Consider the following 15,325-nt stretch of genomic DNA (forward strand, 5'->3'; position numbering starts at 1 on the left):
CCGAGGACCGCCTCGAAAAATTGCCAGTGCGCCTGTACGCCTGGGAGGTGTGCGGCTATGCAAAGTTTGCGAGTCCGCAATCGTTTGCGTAGCAGCGCCTTCAGGGGTGCGGGGCTGGTTTCACCAGTCCGACTTGCCCCGCAGCGTCTTCTTCTCCGACGTGCGCTTCTTGCCTTCCAGGCGTCGGCGCTTGGCGCCCGCGGTGGGGCGCGTGGCCCTGCGGACCTTGGGCACGAAGGTGAGGGCGCGCAGGCCCTCTCGGAGTCGGTCCAGCGCGACGCCCTTGTTCTGGGTCTGGCTTCGGCGCTCGGTGGCGGTGACGGAGAGCTCCGTGGCGCCGTGGGTGAGGCGCACGCCGCTGGCGGTGGTGTTGCGGTGCTGGCCGCCCGGACCGGAGGCGATGAAGTAGTCCACCTCGCACGCCTTCAGCAGGGCCTCGTCATCGAGCGCCAGGGCGTCCAGCGCGGCTTGTCGGCGTATCGGTGAGGTGGTCATGGCGTCTCTCAAAGTAGCCCTCGACGCCCGTGCCGTGCACCGACTGACTGCTCCCGCCCGGCGCGTACGCGGGCCCTCGGAGGCCCCCTGGTTTCCATCCTTCCGGGGGCGCTCTCTTCTTGAGAGGGTGATTGTATCAAATTGATATGGATGGTGGGCGTTCCCGAGGCGTTCTTAAGTAATTCCAGTGGGTTGGGGTGTGGCCCGGCTGTTGCTCTATGGGTGGCCAGACGCGGTAAGCACAGGAGAAACGAACATGGCCATCAAGACCTGGCAGCTGGATACGACGCACACGACGGTGGGTTTCATGGTTCGCCACATGGTGGTGGCGAAGGTGCACGGCCGCTTCACGCGGTTCGAGGGCAAGGTGGAGGTGAATGGGGATGACCTGGCGCAGGGCTCGGCCGAGGTGAAGATTGACGTGTCGAGCATCGACACGGGCGTGGAGCAGCGTGACAACCACCTGCGCTCGCCGGACTTCTTCGACGCGGCGGCCTTCCCCAAGCTCATCTTCCGCAGCAAGCGCGTGCAGGACGCGGGCAAGGGCCACTACCGCGTGGTGGGTGACCTGACGATTCGGGACGTCACGCGCGAAGTGGTGCTGGAGACGGAGCTGCTCGGGAAGGTGAAGGACCCGTGGGGCAACGAGCGACTGGCCTTCCAGGCGAGCACCAGCATCGACCGCAAGGACTTCGGCCTCTCATGGAACCAGGCGCTGGAGGCAGGCGGGCTGCTGGTGGGTGAGCGTGTGGATATCACCCTGGACGTGCAGGCGGTGGCGGTGGCGGCGGAGAAGGCGGCGTGAAGAAGCCGACGGCGGGACGCCCGCTCACCCGAAGGTCCGTGGCGGGCGGGTTGGTGGTCGGTGCTTCGGGCCTCGTGGGTGGCGGGCTCCTGTCGCGCCCCGCAACGCGGGGTGGGGTTGATGCATCTGAGTTGCAGTTTGAAAGGAAAGGGAGGCAGGCGATGATCTTCGTTCGAAATGCAGAGGAAAGAGGCCATGCCAACCACGGCTGGTTGGACACGCACCACACGTTCTCCTTCGCGGACTACTACGACCCGGACTTCATGGGGTACAGGACGCTGAGGGTCATCAACGAGGACACGGTGGCGCCCAACCGCGGGTTCGGGATGCACCCGCACCGGGACATGGAGATCATCACCTACGTGCTGGGCGGTCAGGTGGAGCACCGCGACAGCATGGGGACCGAGGCGGTCATCAAGCCCGGCGAGGTGCAGCGGATGAGCGCGGGGACAGGCGTGGTGCACAGCGAGATGAACAACTTCTCGGAGCCGCTGCACATGCTGCAGATCTGGGTCGTCCCGAGCGAGAAGGGCCTGAAGCCGGGTTACGAGCAGAAGGCGTTCGACGTGAAGGAGCGCCAGGGCCGCTTCCGGGTGGTGGCGTCGCCGGATGGGCGGGAGGGCTCGCTGACGGTGCACCAGGACCTGGTGCTGCACGGCACGCTGCTGGGCGCGGGTGAGAAGGCGGAGTACGCGCTCGCTCCAGGACGGCACGCGTGGCTGCAGGTGGCGCGGGGCTCGGGCACCCTCAACGGGGTGAAGGTGAAGGCGGGCGACGGGGTGGCGGTGTCGGCCGAGGACAAGCTGGTGCTCACCGCCGAGGCGCCGGTGGAGGCCCTGCTGTTCGACATGGCCTGAGCGTACGAATCGGGGCCGGGTGGCGAGGGCTGAGAGGCCCTGCTCCCCGGCCCTCGTGCGTTTCGAGGGGCGCGCGTGTCGTCCCAACTAGCGGATGTTGAGCGTGAGGCCCGTCTTGGCCTGGCGTCCGTCCTCGCTGGTGGCGATGACGGTGATGGGCACGGGGAGTCGCGTGAGGCTGCTCTGCGTGTAGATGAGGAAGTTGACGGTGGTCTGGTCCGCGGCGACGACCACGGGCTGGGCGGAGATTCTCCGGGTGGGCGACTCGACGGTGAGCGTCACCGGACCGGCGAACGGGGCAATCCGGTTCACCGTGACTCCGACGAACTCGTTCGCGCCCGCGAGCACGGTGATCTGCCGGGGCTCCAGGGTGATGGAGAAATCTGGCTGCGCCACGGTCGGCGGAAGGACGACGACGTAGAACGTGGCGCCCGACGCGAAGTCCTTCACGCTGTCCGTCGCCAGCAGCAGCATCCGCTGGGTGCCGGTGACCTGGATGTCCTGGGCGACGGCGACGGTGACGGGCGTGGTGATGGTCGTCTCGCCCTCGGGGAGCACGACCTCGGGCGTGAGGGTGATGCCGTCGGGTTGGGACTCCAGATTTACCCGGAGCTCTCCGGGCTGGTCTCCCACGCGGTCCAGCGTCAGGTCGAACTGCGCGGACTCACCTGGCATGAGGCTGACCGCTTCAGGCGCGGTGATTTGGACCCGGTAGTAAGGCGAGTTGCTGTTGCAGGAGGCGGCGAACAGGCAGCCGAGGATGAAGAGGCTTCGGCGGATGACGGGCATCATGGTCGTGGGTCTCCCGGGGTCGTCGCAGCATGAAACCCCCGTCTCCGTCGGGCAAGCCGGCTGGAAGGCCAGCGTGCGCGGAGCGACACCGGCCGTGCGCTCTGGAAAAGACGTGAGGGGCTTCGTGGGGAAAGTGACGACGTCCAACCCTCGCTGGGGCCGGACATTCCTTGGGGCGAGGTGTGGGGACCGGAGGCCTCGTGTCGGGGACGTAGAACTTCGGGCGGGGTGGTTCGTTCACTGAGACGAACAGACCCCTTCCATTCCCGGAGTACTTCATGGACCTCAAGTCCCTGTCGCGGGCCGTGCTGTCGGCCGCGCTCGCCACCAGTTTGTCCGCTGCCCCCGCCCTGGCCGAGTCCGCCGTCCCCGTGCGGCCTGGCGCCGTGGCTCCCAAGGCGCCCCCAGCGGTGAAGCCTTCCCAGGAGCAGCCCCCGGCGGTGAAGCCCACCCAGGAGGCTCCGGCCCAGGACGCGAAGGTGAAGGCGCCCCGCCCTGAAATCGAGGTGGTCTTCGTGCTCGACACCACCGGCTCGATGAGCGGCCTGCTGGAGGGCGCGAAGGCGAAAATCTATTCCATCGCGTCTCGCATCGCCCAGGGCCGGCCCACGCCGCACCTGAAGGTCGGCCTGGTGGCCTACCGGGACGTGGGGGACGACTACGTGACGAAGCGGTTCGACCTGAGCGACGACCTGGACACGGTGTTCGCGAACCTGCGGCGCTTCGAGGCGGGCGGCGGAGGCGACACGCCCGAGCACGTGGGCCGGGGGCTGGGCGAGGCGGTGTCGAAGCTGTCGTGGAACCAGGACCGGTCGGTGATGAAGGCCATCTTCCTGGTGGGCGACGCGCCTCCGGCGAAGCACAACGACGACTGGGACTTCAAGCACTGGGCGAAGCGCGCCCGTGAGCAGCACATCGTGGTGAACACCGTGCGCTGCGGCTCGGACGAGGAGACGCAGACGGCGTGGAAGTACGTGGCGAAGCTGACGGACGGCACGTTCGACTCCATCGACCAGTCGGGCGGCATGGTGGCGGTGGCGACGCCGTATGACGCGGAGCTGGCGAAGGTGAACTCGGCGCTGGCGTCGAAGACGCTCTACACCGGCAAGGCGGAGGTACAGACGGCGAACAAGGCCCGCGCCGAGGCCATGGCGGAGCTGGCTCCGGAGGCCGCGGCCGAGCGCATCAGCTACATGCGCAAGACGAGCGGCAGCGGCTCGCCCGGTGCGCCCGCGCCGAGCAGCGCGCCCAAGGCCGTGGGCGGAGCGGTGGACCTGGTCTCAGCGCCCGCGGCGTTGGCGAGTGTGCGTGACGACGAGCTGCCCTCGGAGCTGAAGGGCCTGAGCGTGGAGGGGCGGGCGAAGAAGGTGAAGCAGCTCGCAGACGAGAAGAAGGACCTGGAGACGCAGGCGTCCAAGCTCGCCGCCGAGCGCGAGGCGTGGCTCGCGAAGAACCGTCCGGAGAAGGAGGACGCCTTCGACGCCAACGTGATGAAGGGCGTCAAGGCCCAGGCCGCCAAGCACGGCGTGGCGTACTGAGCCGCGCTTCTCTCGAGACACCCAGGGGCCGTGGTTCGCCTTTCCAGGCGGCCACGGCCCTTTTCGCTATTCGCGCGTCACCGCCTGGAGGATGACTTCGCGGCGCCGGTCCAGCAGGCGCAGCGCCAGGGGCAGCGAGCCCCGGTAGATGACCAGGTTGAGGCCCGCGCACAGGGCAATCATCGCCGCGGACTGCCAGGAAGGGCCGTCCTTCCCCGCCAGCTTCAACGCCCAGCCAAAGGGCATGCAGCCGACGCTCGCCGCGACGATGCCCAGCATGGACGCCGTCAGCGGCACCTTGTCGCGCCGCTTGAGGCTCGCGTGGAACTTCACCGGGAAGTAGAGCGAGAGGAAGTTGCCGGCGGCCATCAGCACCGGCACGACGCCCAGCACCGCGGCCAGGGCGCACGCGATGTCCACCGCCGTCCCGAAGCCGAAGTACACCCGGTAGAAGACGGCCACCATCAGCGCCATGCCGAGCGCCGCCGCCGCCTGAACCTGGTTCTTCGCGCGCAGCACGTCCGCCAGGTCCAACGGTGCCGCGAGGAACGCCGCGAAGCCCTGGCCGTCATAGGCGAAGGTGTTCTGGGAGAACGTCGACGCAATCACCACCGCGCCGTAGATGCACAGGCCGCCCATCAGCCACGCGTCCGCGGAGCGACCCAGCAGGAAGACGAACAAGTCCCGCCCGGACAGGAGCTTCAGGAGGATGGCCAGGATGAAGGGCACCGACGCGAGCAGGCGCGCGCGCGGGTTGCGCCACAAGTCCAGCGCCTCGCGCGTCACCAGCGTGGAGAAGCGCGTGCGCGTGCGCTCGAACGGGTTGCTGTCCTTCGCGTCCTTCATCTGCGGCCCCGCGCGTCCCGACTGCCGGTGGAAGCGCATCAGCAGCGCGTATGCCACCGCCATGCCCACGGCCGCGAAGAACAGCAGGCCCAACGCCTCCGCCATCGCCACGCGCGGGCGGAACCAGGCGAGCTGTCCCAGGCCATCTCCGAAGAAGCCCGGAGGCACGCGGCCCAGCGCCACCGCCGCGTTGATGATGAGCGACATGTCCAGCGCGTCCACGCCGTCCTCGCCCACCGCCGTCAGCCACGAGGTGTCGATGGGCGGAATGAACGACGCGGCGATGAGGAACGCCAGCAGGCCGCCGCCCATGATTTCCGCGCTGCGCTTCTCTCGCAGCACGTTGATGACGGCGTACAGCGCCACGCGGCTCCACGCGGCGCAGAGGAACGCGAACAACACGTAGAGCACCACCGCCAGCCACGGTGCCCACAAGGGATAGACGGACGCGAAGCCCAGCGCGGCGCCCGTGAGCGGTGCGTAGAACACCAGCGCGCGCGGCTCGAAGAGGCTGGCCACCGTGGAGGCGATGAGCAGGCGGAAGGGCGAAATCGGAAACGCCGCGTACCGGCTCAGCTCCGAGTGGTCATCCACGCCGGCGGACAACAGCGGCCAGGTCACCCACACGGAGAAGGTGACGAAGCACAGCAGGTTGAGGATGAAGTACGGCCAGACGTCGCTCTCCACGACGGGCTTGAGCCGCATCAGCGCGAAGAAGAACAGGCCGAAGAACAGGCCCGGCGCGCTCGACGCGACGAACGAGCCCACCGCGAGCAGGCGGCTCTTGCCCGGCCCCTGGTTCAACCCGATGTTGAATCGCAGCCCCCACAACAACCACAGGTGCCGGAAGAAGCCGGGAACGGCGGGGCGGCTCATGCTGGCTCCCGCAGTGGGACGACGGGAGCGGGGGCCTCGCCATAGAACGACAGCCGCGCGTTGCGCGACGAGGGCACGGCGATGAGCTTCTCGAACACCGCCTCCAGCGAAGAACAGTCGTAGCGCTGAAGCAAAGAGGACACCGGTCCCTGGTCCAGCATGCGTCCGGCCTGGATGATGCCCGCGTGGGTGGCCAGCCGGTCCGCGATCTCCAGCACGTGCGTGGTGAGCAGCAGCGTGACGCCGCGCCGGCTCAGCTCGCGCAAGAGTTCGCGGATGACGCCCGCGGCCAGCACGTCGATGCCCTCGAAGGGTTCGTCCAGCAACACCAGCTCCGGTGCGTGGATCAACGCCGCGGCGATGGCGAGCCGCCGCCGCATGCCCTTGGAGTACTCGGAGACGAGCGAGCCCGCCTTGTACGTCAGCTCCGTCAGCTCCAGGAGCTCCGTGGCCCGCGCTCCGGCCTCGTCGCCGTCCAGGCCGTACATGCGCGCGCAGAAGGTGAGGTACTGCCGGCCGGTGAGCCGCTCGAAGAGGCTCAGCTCCTCCGGCACCACGCCCACGCGGCGCTTCACCTCCATGGGCTTTTGCACCGCGTCCACGCCGAGCATGCGGATGGAGCCCGCGTCGGGGCCGTACACGCCTGTCAGGAGCGCGATGCTGGTGGACTTCCCGGCGCCGTTGGGGCCCAGGTACGCATAGAAGGCCCCCTTGGGTATCTGGAGGTCCAGGCCGTTGAGCGCGGTGAAGCCACCAAAGCGCTTGATCAGCCCGCGCGCGTCGACGGCGAGGTCATCGGAAGGGGAGGGCGTCATGAAGTGACGCCATCACACCCGAGCCCGGCCCCCGGCGACAATCCCCACCCGGCGCGCCAGGCACGGAATCCTCAGTGGACGAAGGCCATCTCCGGCGGGCCGACAATCTGCTGCACCGTCATCCGCACCTTGTCCAGGTCCACGGGCTTGGAGATGTAGCCGGCCGCGCCCACCAGCTCCGCCTCCCACTCGAAGCCGTAGCCGGAGATGATGATGATGGGCAGCCCCCGGGCACGCGGCATCTTCTTCAGCGCGTCCAGGAGTCCCCATCCGCTCATCACCGGCATGCGCAGGTCGAGCAACACGGCGGCGGGCATGTCGCCCTCCAGATGGTCCAGCGCTTCGCGGCCGTTGGCGGCCTGAACGGTTCGGTAACCCATCTCCTCGAGGGCATCGCAGATGAGCGTGCGGTGACTCGCGTCGTCATCGACGACCAGGATGTGGGACATGGCAGGGCCTCAGAGGGGAGCTGCGGCGTCTCGGACCGCGGGATTCTATGGGCGGCAAGATGGGAACGGGGAGTTCATTCCGGAAGGGGGCGCCCCACTTTTCAACAGCCAACCACCCTCGCGATGCAACCCGCTTCGCGGCTACTCCTGGGGCTTCTTCTCCAGGTCTCCGGACCCGTCTGCCCCGTGGTCCGTCCGCCGCAGATACGTGTTGTGCGCATAGCCCTGGCGCGACAACCGCTGCGACTCGATGGCGTCCGCGACCTTCGTGCACACCTGTCCCAGCAGGCGCAAGGACTCCGCCAGCAGCTTCTCGGCGTGGTCCTGGGCGTCGGCGGCGGCGATGGTGGTTCGCTCTTTGCGGAACAGCCCTGGCAACTTCATCCCTCCGAATCTAGGAGACCCCGCCGTCAGGCGCCACCGCCCTTGGGGCCCCTTCAGCCCCCCAGGGACCTGTCCCGGCCTCGGACTCGGCGCCACCTCGCTCCCTTGACAGGATTGACCGGCTGGCAAATTTACATTTTTGAGCAGACCTCGCCTGCGACACCCTCTCCAGCCCCGGAACTGTCGTGTAACCCACGGGAATTCATAGGGCTTAACGAATTTTCAAGTGGGGGGATGACATCGAGTTAATTCGTCCCTACATTGCTTCTCGTCTCATTGCTGCGGAGGAGACGCGCATGGCTTACGACGGCGAGCTGGTGAAGATGGAGAACGGTCGCTGGGCGCGGTTCCAGCGGTGCCAGGTGTACCGCCCGGGTGTGGCGGACGCGGGCGAGACGATGCTGCTGATCGCCGTGGAGCTCGAGGAGCGCTACCAGCTCCTCCTCGACGGGGCGGCGGATTCCCTGGCCCAGTACCGCTACCAGGGCGTGCCCGTGCAGGTCCGGTTGGATCCGGACGCGCAGGCCATCACCCTTCAGCCGGAAGTGGCCGCATCCGTACCCGCCGTGCACTGATGCCGCGCTCCCCGTGAGCGCGCCGGTGCGGGTTTGACGGATTCACAACACAAGGGGCCTCGCGATTCACATCGCGGGGCCCTTTGAATTTACAGCCCCCGGCGGGCTGCGTCAGCGACCCTCCAGCCAGCGCGAGTACGCCCCGAAGTCGTAGCCCCGGCCGAGGAAGTCCCGGACCAGGTCCGCGGCGTCCTTGGAGCCCCCCGGCGCCAGCACGGTGTCGCGGTAGCGGTGGGCGGTCTCCACGTCCATCAGCCCGTGCTCCTCGAAGGGCGTGAGCAGGTCCCTCGCGATGACGAGCGACCAGAGGTACGCGTAGTAGAGCGCCGAGTAGTCGCCATCCAACTGGGTGAAGGCGAGGTGGGCGTACGTGCCGTTGACGGCGCGGAAGGGCAGGTAGCGCTCCTGGAGCGCCAGGACGCTCGCGGTGGAGTCGGTGCCCTCGGGGTTGCCGGCGTGCAGGTTGAGGCTGACGGCGGCGTAGAAGAGCTGCTGGCGCACCCAGAGCCCCTTGCCGAAGGAGTCCGCGCGGCGCATGCGGGAGATGAGGTCGGCGGGCAGCGGCGCGTCCGTGTCGACGTGGCGGGCGAAGCGCTGGAGTGACTCCACGCTCCAGGCCCACTCCTCCAGCACCTGCGCGGGGGCCTCCACGAAGTCGACCTCGGTGCGCGTGCCGGACAGCCCGGCCCAGCGGGCGCGGCCGCCCAGCAGGTGGTGCAGCAGGTGGCCGAACTCGTGGAAGAAGGTGCGCACCTCGGAGTGCTGGAGCAGCGCGGGCCGCGTGCCGGGGCGGGGGAAGTTGCACGTCAGCACGCCCTCCGGCAGGGCCTTGCCCGCGCGGCCGATGGCCAGGTCCCACTGCGCGGCGTGGGTGTACTTGCCGGGGCGCGGGTGCATGTCCAGGTAGAAGCGGCCCCGGCGCTCGGTGCCCTCGTAGACGTCCCAGACCTCCACGTCCGGGTGCCAGACGGGGGCGTCCGGCACGCGTCGGTAGGTGAGCCCGAAGAGGCTGGTGGTGAGGTCCAGCACGCCCTGCTTCACGCGCGTGTATTCGAAGTAGGGCCGCAGCTCGCGCGAGTCGAAGCGGTACTGCTCGGCGCGCACGCGGTCCTCCAGCCACGCCTGCTCCCAGGGCTCCACGCGGGTGGCGTCGGGCACCTGCTCGCGCTTGCGCGCGAGCAGCGTGGCGTACTCCCCGCGCATGCGGCCGTCGACGGCGGCGGCCAGCTCCTCGATGAAGTCCGCCGCCACCTGCTGTCGGCGCACCATCTTGTCCTCGGCCGCGTAGGCCGCCCAGCTCGGGTAGCCCAGCAGCGTGGCCAGCGCGTGGCGCGCCTGGAGCATCCGCGCGAGCGTGTCCAGGTTGCGCGGATGGCCCCGGCGCCGTCCCAGGCGCCACAGCGCCTCGCGCGCGGCCGTGTCGCGCGCATACGTCATGAAGGGCCCCAGGTCCGAGGAGTCCGTGGCCAGGCGCACGCGGCCATCAGGGCCGGGCGGGTGGGCGCGGACGTAGTCCTCCGGCAGGCCCGCCAGCGCCGACGGGGCCACGTCCAGGTGTCGCACGTCCTCGTGGATGTGGCGGCTGAACTCCTGGCCCAGGACGATGAGCTCCTCCTGGAGCACGCGCACCCGCTCCCGCGTGGCTTCGTCCCGGTCCACGCCCGCGCGCTGGAAGCCCTTGAGCACCCGCGCCACCCAGCGGCGGGTCAGCGCGTCCTGACCCTCCAACTCCAACGAGGCCAGCACGTCGTAGACGCGGCGGTCCAACGAGATGTCCGTGCGCACCCGCTCCACGGCCTGCTCACACCGCTCCGCGGCGGCCCGGAAGGCGCCGTCCGGGTGCACGTTGGCGCCGATGCCAGACCGGCCGACCGCGTCGTCCAGGAGCGCCACGGCGTCGTCATAGGTGGTGAGCAGGGCAGGGGTCGCCAGGCGCCGGGCGCCGGGCGCCGTCAGTCGCGCCACCGCGCCACGGGCCTCCTGGATGTCGCGCCGACACGCTTCCATGAAGCGCTCGGGTGTGGCGGCGAGCAGGCGGCCGGCTTCCGGCGCGGGCGCCCTCCGCGTGTCGCCCGTGCGAACGGAGGGCCGGGTCGACGCACCCCCGCACCCCACGAGCATGACGGCGGCGACGATGACGAACGTGGAACGCAAAGGGCCCTCCCGAACCGGAGTGTGAAAGCAGCGGCGGAGCCTGGGGCTTCCCCGTATGCGCTCTCGCCAATGAGGACGGATTGGGGTGTCTTTTGTTGCAAAAATTCAACCCGACTGGAGTCAGGAAGTGAATCGACCTGCCCTGAAGTGTGAGTCGGTGTGAAGGGCGGCACGGACGTGTGTGGCTCAGGTGCCCACCTGGAAGAAGCGGGCGGCGTTGTCCCGGGCGACGCGGCGCACGACGCGTTCGGAGAGGCGGGCCTTGGAGAGCAGGTTGGCCACGCGGGCCAGGCCCAGGATGTCACCGGCGCCGTCACCGGCGTCGGAGTTGAGCACCAGTCGTTCGCTGCCCAGCTTGCGCACCAGCGCGACGGCGCGCTCGGCGGCGAGTGCCTCCGGGTGCAGCGTGAGTCCAGCCCAGTGGCCCACTTCCAGGATGGTGCGCACGGTACGCGCGGTGGCGTGGTCCACCAGCACGCGTGAGGGCAGCACGCCGGACTGGCGCAGCAGAATCAGGATGCGGCGCGTGTGGCGCTCCTTGTCCGCCAGGGGCGTGTGCACGACGACGCGCAGCTTGAGGCTTCGCGCCAGCGCGAGCTGCTCCAGGAAGGCCTCTTCTTCTTCCTCTCCGCCCGCGTGCAGCCCCGTCTCGCCCAGGGCGACGACGCGGCCGCCCTGGAAGTAGTCGGGCAGCGCGGAGAGGACCTCCGACAGGCCGCGCCGGGGAATGCAGCGAGGGTGGACACCCAGCGCGGCGTAGGCGCGGATGCCCACCTTCTCCAGCCGGGGAAGCTGCCGCTCCACCACGTCGTCGAAGTGGCGCAGCAGGGCCTTGGATGTGGGCTCCGGGAAGTGGTGCGCCACCACGAGCGCCCGCTCCACTCCGAAGAAACGCATCGACTCGAGGTCCTGATCGCTCAGGCCTTCCGGGTGCAGGTGCGCGTCGAAGATGGGCAGGGGCTCGGGCACGGTCTCAATCCTGTCCCAGGGAGAGGCCCTCGTTGCGCGGGTCGCTCGCGGAGAAGCGCAGTCCTGTCTTCGGGTCGATGAACACCGCCTCCGCGTCGCCCCACTGGTCCACGCGTCGCACCTTGTGCCCCTTGGCCTCCAGCGCCGACAGTGTGGCCGGCTCCAGGCCCCACTTGTCCACCCACAACTCGTCCGGCAGGTACTGGTGGTGGACGCGGCCTTCATTCACCGCGCGCGCCACGTCCATGCCGCTGTCCACCATGTTGCTGATGACCTGGATGACGGTGGTGGGGATGGTGGACCCGCCCGGGCTGCCCACCGCGAGCATGACGCGCTTGGGGTCCTCCTTGGAGAACACCAGTGTGGGCGACATGGAAGACTGGGGCACCTTGCCGGGCTGAATCGCGTTGGGCTCGCCGGTGACGAGTCCGTACGCGTTGGGCACGCCGGGCTGCGCGGCGAAGTCGTCCATCTCGTCGTTCAGCAGCACGCCGGTGCCCTTGGCGACGACGCACGAGCCGAAGCCGTAGTTCACCGTGGCCGTCAGCGCCACCGCGTTGCCCTGCTTGTCCACGACGGAGATGTGCGTGGTGTTCTTGCGCTCCGGCTCCGGCGTCAGCGTCACGGGCTTGTCCGTCAGCGTGGAGCCCTGCGTGCCCGCCGTCTGGGGCAGGAGCGCCAGGCTGGACGTCACCTTCTTCGGGTCGATGGAGCCCGCCAGGTCCGCGATGTGCCCCTTGGAGATGAGCCGCGCGGTGGGCACGTCGGCGAAGTCCGGGTCCCCCAGGTATTTGGCGCGGTCCACGTACGCGCGCCGCAGCGCCTCCACGTACAGGTGCAGGGCCTCCGGGTCCCTGAAGCCGAAGCCCTGGGGCCGCAGTTGCTCCATGGCGCCCAGCACCTGGAGCACCGCCACGCCGCCCGCGCTCGGCGGAGGCATGGTGAGGATGCGGTGGCCGCGGTAGCTGCCCTCCAGCGGCTCGCGCTTGCGCGTCTTGTAGGACGCCAGGTCCTCCAGCGTGAGCACGCCGCCGCCCGCCTGCACCGTGTCGACGATGCCCTTGGCCACCGCGCCCGAGTAGAAGCCCTTGGGGCCGCTCTTGGCGATGCTCGTGAGCGTGCGCGCCAGGTCCGGCTGGCGCAGCAGGTGGCCGATGGGCGGGACGACGTGTTCGCCCTGCTCGTTCTTGACGAGGAAGACGCGGGTCGCCTCCGGGTCCTTGCGCAGACACTCCAGCCGGCCCTCGGCCATGCTGCGGTAGCGCGGCGTCACCCACAGGCCCTTGCGCGCCGCTTCGATGGCCGGCGCCAGGACAACGGACGGGGGCAGAGTGCCGTGCGTCTTGAGCAGCTCCAGATATCCCGCCACCGCGCCCGGCACGGCGACGGCCAGCACGCCGTCCGTGGACAGCCCCGGCACCACCTTGCCGTCCTTCAGGAACATGTCCCGCGTGGCCGCCTTGGGCGCCACCTCGCGGAAGTCCAGCACCCGCGTCGCGCCGGACTTCGCGTCGTGCACCAGCGCGAAGCCGCCGCCGCCCACCCCCGAGTGGTACGGCCCGACGACCGCCGCCACGAAGGCCGCCGCCACCGCCGCGTCCACCGCGTTGCCGCCCTTGTCGAGCATCTTCAAGGCCGCTTCGCTGGCCGGCGGATACGCCGTGGCCACCGCGCCACCCCGGTACGGCCGCGCCGCGTGCGCCACACACGCCATCAATACGAGCGCCACCGCCAGCCCTCGCACCGTCGCCTCCAGCACCCTCGCGCTCGTGCGCGGGGCTTGCTTCTCGAAGCTCGTGTCGTTCACGGGAAAGTCCCCTCCTGGGGGCGCAATCAATACCTTGTGGCTGGCCTTCGTCGCGGATGTTGTGTTACCCGGCGGACACTCACCCACACCTGGGGGCCGGGACTCGGGGGCGCCGCACCGACTACACCTCTCCCGGTATGCACGAACTGTCCGCACCGGACCATGATTTCAACTCAGCAACAATTTTCCTCTTGGATTGTTTTTCAAGAGGGTGCATCCTTCCCCGGTCATGAGTCGCGACTGGGGGAGCAAATGAGCGCACCGGTCACACCTGAGAAACCGACCCGGTCCGGGTCTGTTCCGCCCTCGGGGCGGGTCACGCTCTTTCTCAAGCCGAGCTTCGGAATCACGGTGAAGAGCAACGCGCTGTGCGTGGCCGTGAGCGCGAAGCCGCGACCTGACAACACCTCCGAGACTTCGGAGCCTCGCGCGGTTGACGACTCGATTCCCTGTCCCTAATTCTCCGCCGCATGACAGCTCTGTCGGCGGTGGTGTTGTGTGCGGGCAAGGGCACGCGGATGAAGTCGAAGAAGGCGAAAGTCCTTCACGCCATCCTCGGAAAGCCCCTGTGCGCATATCCCCTCAAGCGAGCGCTCGAGCTTGGCGCCTCCACGGTGGTGCCCGTCGTGGGCCATCAATCGGAGAGCGTGGAGATGGAAGTCCGGGCGTTGTTTCCCGACGCGCCCCTGCGCTTCGCGCTCCAGCGTGAGCAGCGCGGGACGGCGGACGCGGTGCGCTCTGCGGAAGAGGCCCTGAAGGGGTTCTCCGGCCGGGTCCTCATCCTGTACGGGGATGTGCCCCTGCTCCGTCGTGAAACGCTGGCGGCGCTGCTCGCCGCGCACGACGAGGCGGGCGGGGTGCTGGCGATGGTGACGACGAGGCTCGACGACCCCACCGGCTACGGCCGCGTCCTTCGCGAGGGGGGCCGGGTGGTGCGGGTGGTGGAGCAGAAGGACGCCACCGCCGAGCAGCGCGCGGTGAAGGAGTGCAACGCGGGCATCTACTCCGTCGACGCGGCCTTCCTCTGGAAGGCGCTGGCCGAAATCAAACCGAACAATGCGCAGGGTGAGTACTACCTGACGGACCTGGTGGAGCTCGCCTCGAAGCAGGGTCGCGTGGGCACCGTGGACGTGGACGCCACGGAGACCGCGGGCGTGAATGACAAGGTGGAGCTGGCGGCGCGGGCGCGGGTGCTCCAGCGCCGCATCAACGAGGCGCACATGCGCGCCGGCGTTACCTTGTTGGACCCCGACACGACCTTCATCGAAGAGGACGTGGTGGTGGGCGCCGACAGCGAGGTGGGCCCCGGGGTGGTGCTGACGGCGGGCACCGTGGTGGGAGAGAACGTCACCATCGGCCCCGGCTGTGTGGTGAGCGCCTCCACCGTGGCGGACGGCTCCGTGCTCAAGCCCTACTCCGTGTTGGAGGAGGCGAAGGTCGGCGTGCGGAACGTCATTGGCCCGTTCGCTCGCCTGCGTCCCGGGACGGAGCTGGCCGAGGATGTGCATCTGGGTAACTTCGTGGAAACGAAGAAGGCGCAGATCGGCAAGGGGACCAAGGCCAACCACCTGACTTATCTGGGTGACGCCAAGATTGGCGCGGGCTGCAACGTGGGCGCGGGCACCATCACCTGTAACTATGACGGGGTGAACAAGAGCCTCACGGAGCTGGGAGACGGCGTCTTCATCGGCTCCGACACGCAGCTCGTCGCTCCCGTGAAGGTGGGGGACGGCGCCTACGTGGGGGCGGGCACCACGGTGACGAAAAATGTGCCGCCCGGCAGCCTCGCTGTGTCACGCGCGCCACAGGTGACGAAGGAAGGCTGGGTGGCCGCGAAGAAGGCGCGCCGCGCGGCGAAGGGCGGTTGAGCGCGGGCGTGGCTCTTGCTTGGGGAGCGGCCTGACAGCCACTCCCAGAGAAGTATGGGTATCCCTCGGTTTGCTCCGGCGGGCGTGGGCGTGAG

At 69.0% G+C, this 15,325-nt stretch carries 14 protein-coding genes; 5 read left to right on the forward strand and 9 right to left on the reverse strand.

The genetic code is table 11. The annotated features are described in order from the left end of the window. Window positions 1-120 precede the first annotated feature (120 nt). Window positions 121-495, reverse strand: a complete 375-nt coding sequence (locus HUA74_RS12825; protein WP_141642691.1) for a peptide chain release factor-like protein — start codon at window positions 493-495, stop codon at window positions 121-123. 256 nt (window positions 496-751) lie between these two features. Here HUA74_RS12825 and HUA74_RS12830 point away from each other — a divergent pair, with 256 nt between their 5' ends. After that, window positions 752-1,300 (forward strand): YceI family protein, encoded by a 549-nt coding sequence (locus HUA74_RS12830; protein WP_141642690.1) that lies wholly within the window; start codon window positions 752-754, stop codon window positions 1,298-1,300. Window positions 1,301-1,461: 161 nt separating this feature from the next. Then, window positions 1,462-2,157, forward strand: coding sequence for a pirin family protein (locus HUA74_RS12835; protein WP_174454765.1), 696 nt, complete (start codon window positions 1,462-1,464; stop codon window positions 2,155-2,157). Window positions 2,158-2,244: 87 nt separating this feature from the next. Here the strand turns inward: HUA74_RS12835 and HUA74_RS12840 are convergent, their stop codons facing one another. Then, entirely contained in the window at window positions 2,245-2,949 is a 705-nt protein-coding gene (locus HUA74_RS12840) for a hypothetical protein (RefSeq protein ID WP_174466611.1), read from the reverse strand. Window positions 2,950-3,227: 278 nt separating this feature from the next. On the opposite strand from HUA74_RS12840, the gene HUA74_RS12845 reads away from it, so the two are divergent. Continuing rightward, the gene (locus tag HUA74_RS12845; RefSeq protein WP_174454766.1) at window positions 3,228-4,487 is read left to right on the forward strand and encodes a VWA domain-containing protein; all 1,260 of its coding nucleotides are present in this window, start codon (window positions 3,228-3,230) and stop codon (window positions 4,485-4,487) included. A 66-nt stretch (window positions 4,488-4,553) separates the two neighbouring features. On the opposite strand, the gene HUA74_RS12850 is transcribed toward HUA74_RS12845, so the two are convergent. From HUA74_RS12850 to HUA74_RS12865, 4 genes are all read right to left on the reverse strand, one after another. Beyond that, complete coding sequence (locus HUA74_RS12850) at window positions 4,554-6,209, reverse strand: hypothetical protein (protein ID WP_174454767.1); 1,656 nt, start codon at window positions 6,207-6,209, stop codon at window positions 4,554-4,556. Next, window positions 6,206-7,024 (reverse strand): ABC transporter ATP-binding protein, encoded by an 819-nt coding sequence (locus HUA74_RS12855; RefSeq protein ID WP_141642686.1) that lies wholly within the window; start codon window positions 7,022-7,024, stop codon window positions 6,206-6,208. The genes HUA74_RS12850 and HUA74_RS12855 overlap by 4 nt, the downstream gene beginning before the upstream one ends. A 71-nt stretch (window positions 7,025-7,095) precedes the next feature. Further along, the gene (locus HUA74_RS12860) at window positions 7,096-7,473 is read right to left on the reverse strand and encodes a response regulator (RefSeq protein ID WP_141642685.1); all 378 of its coding nucleotides are present in this window, start codon (window positions 7,471-7,473) and stop codon (window positions 7,096-7,098) included. A 141-nt stretch (window positions 7,474-7,614) separates the two neighbouring features. Continuing rightward, window positions 7,615-7,857 carry a hypothetical protein gene (locus HUA74_RS12865; RefSeq protein ID WP_141642684.1) on the reverse strand — a complete coding sequence of 81 codons (243 nt, stop codon included), beginning with the start codon at window positions 7,855-7,857 and terminating at the stop codon, window positions 7,615-7,617. Between the two features lie 296 nt (window positions 7,858-8,153). Here HUA74_RS12865 and HUA74_RS12870 point away from each other — a divergent pair, with 296 nt between their 5' ends. Further along, window positions 8,154-8,432, forward strand: coding sequence for a hypothetical protein (locus HUA74_RS12870; protein ID WP_141642683.1), 279 nt, complete (start codon window positions 8,154-8,156; stop codon window positions 8,430-8,432). A gap of 111 nt (window positions 8,433-8,543) precedes the next feature. On the opposite strand, the gene HUA74_RS12875 is transcribed toward HUA74_RS12870, so the two are convergent. The 3 genes from HUA74_RS12875 to ggt form a co-directional block, all read right to left on the reverse strand. Then, a complete protein-coding gene (locus tag HUA74_RS12875) occupies window positions 8,544-10,439 on the reverse strand; it encodes a M3 family metallopeptidase (RefSeq protein ID WP_371817234.1) in 1,896 nt (631 codons plus the stop codon). A 333-nt stretch (window positions 10,440-10,772) separates the two neighbouring features. Then, on the reverse strand, window positions 10,773-11,555 hold the full coding sequence (locus HUA74_RS12880) for a TatD family hydrolase (protein ID WP_174454768.1): 783 nt from the start codon (window positions 11,553-11,555) through the stop codon (window positions 10,773-10,775). 4 nt (window positions 11,556-11,559) lie between these two features. Beyond that, window positions 11,560-13,269, reverse strand: coding sequence for a gamma-glutamyltransferase (ggt, locus tag HUA74_RS12885; protein WP_174454875.1), 1,710 nt, complete (start codon window positions 13,267-13,269; stop codon window positions 11,560-11,562). A 551-nt stretch (window positions 13,270-13,820) separates the two neighbouring features. Here ggt and glmU point away from each other — a divergent pair. After that, entirely contained in the window at window positions 13,821-15,230 is a 1,410-nt protein-coding gene (gene glmU / locus HUA74_RS12890) for a bifunctional UDP-N-acetylglucosamine diphosphorylase/glucosamine-1-phosphate N-acetyltransferase GlmU (protein WP_371817235.1), read from the forward strand. Window positions 15,231-15,325 lie beyond the last annotated feature (95 nt).

It is taken from the genome of Myxococcus sp. CA051A (assembly GCF_013336705.1).
GTDB lineage: Bacteria > Myxococcota > Myxococcia > Myxococcales > Myxococcaceae > Myxococcus > Myxococcus llanfairpwllgwyngyllgogerychwyrndrobwllllantysiliogogogochensis.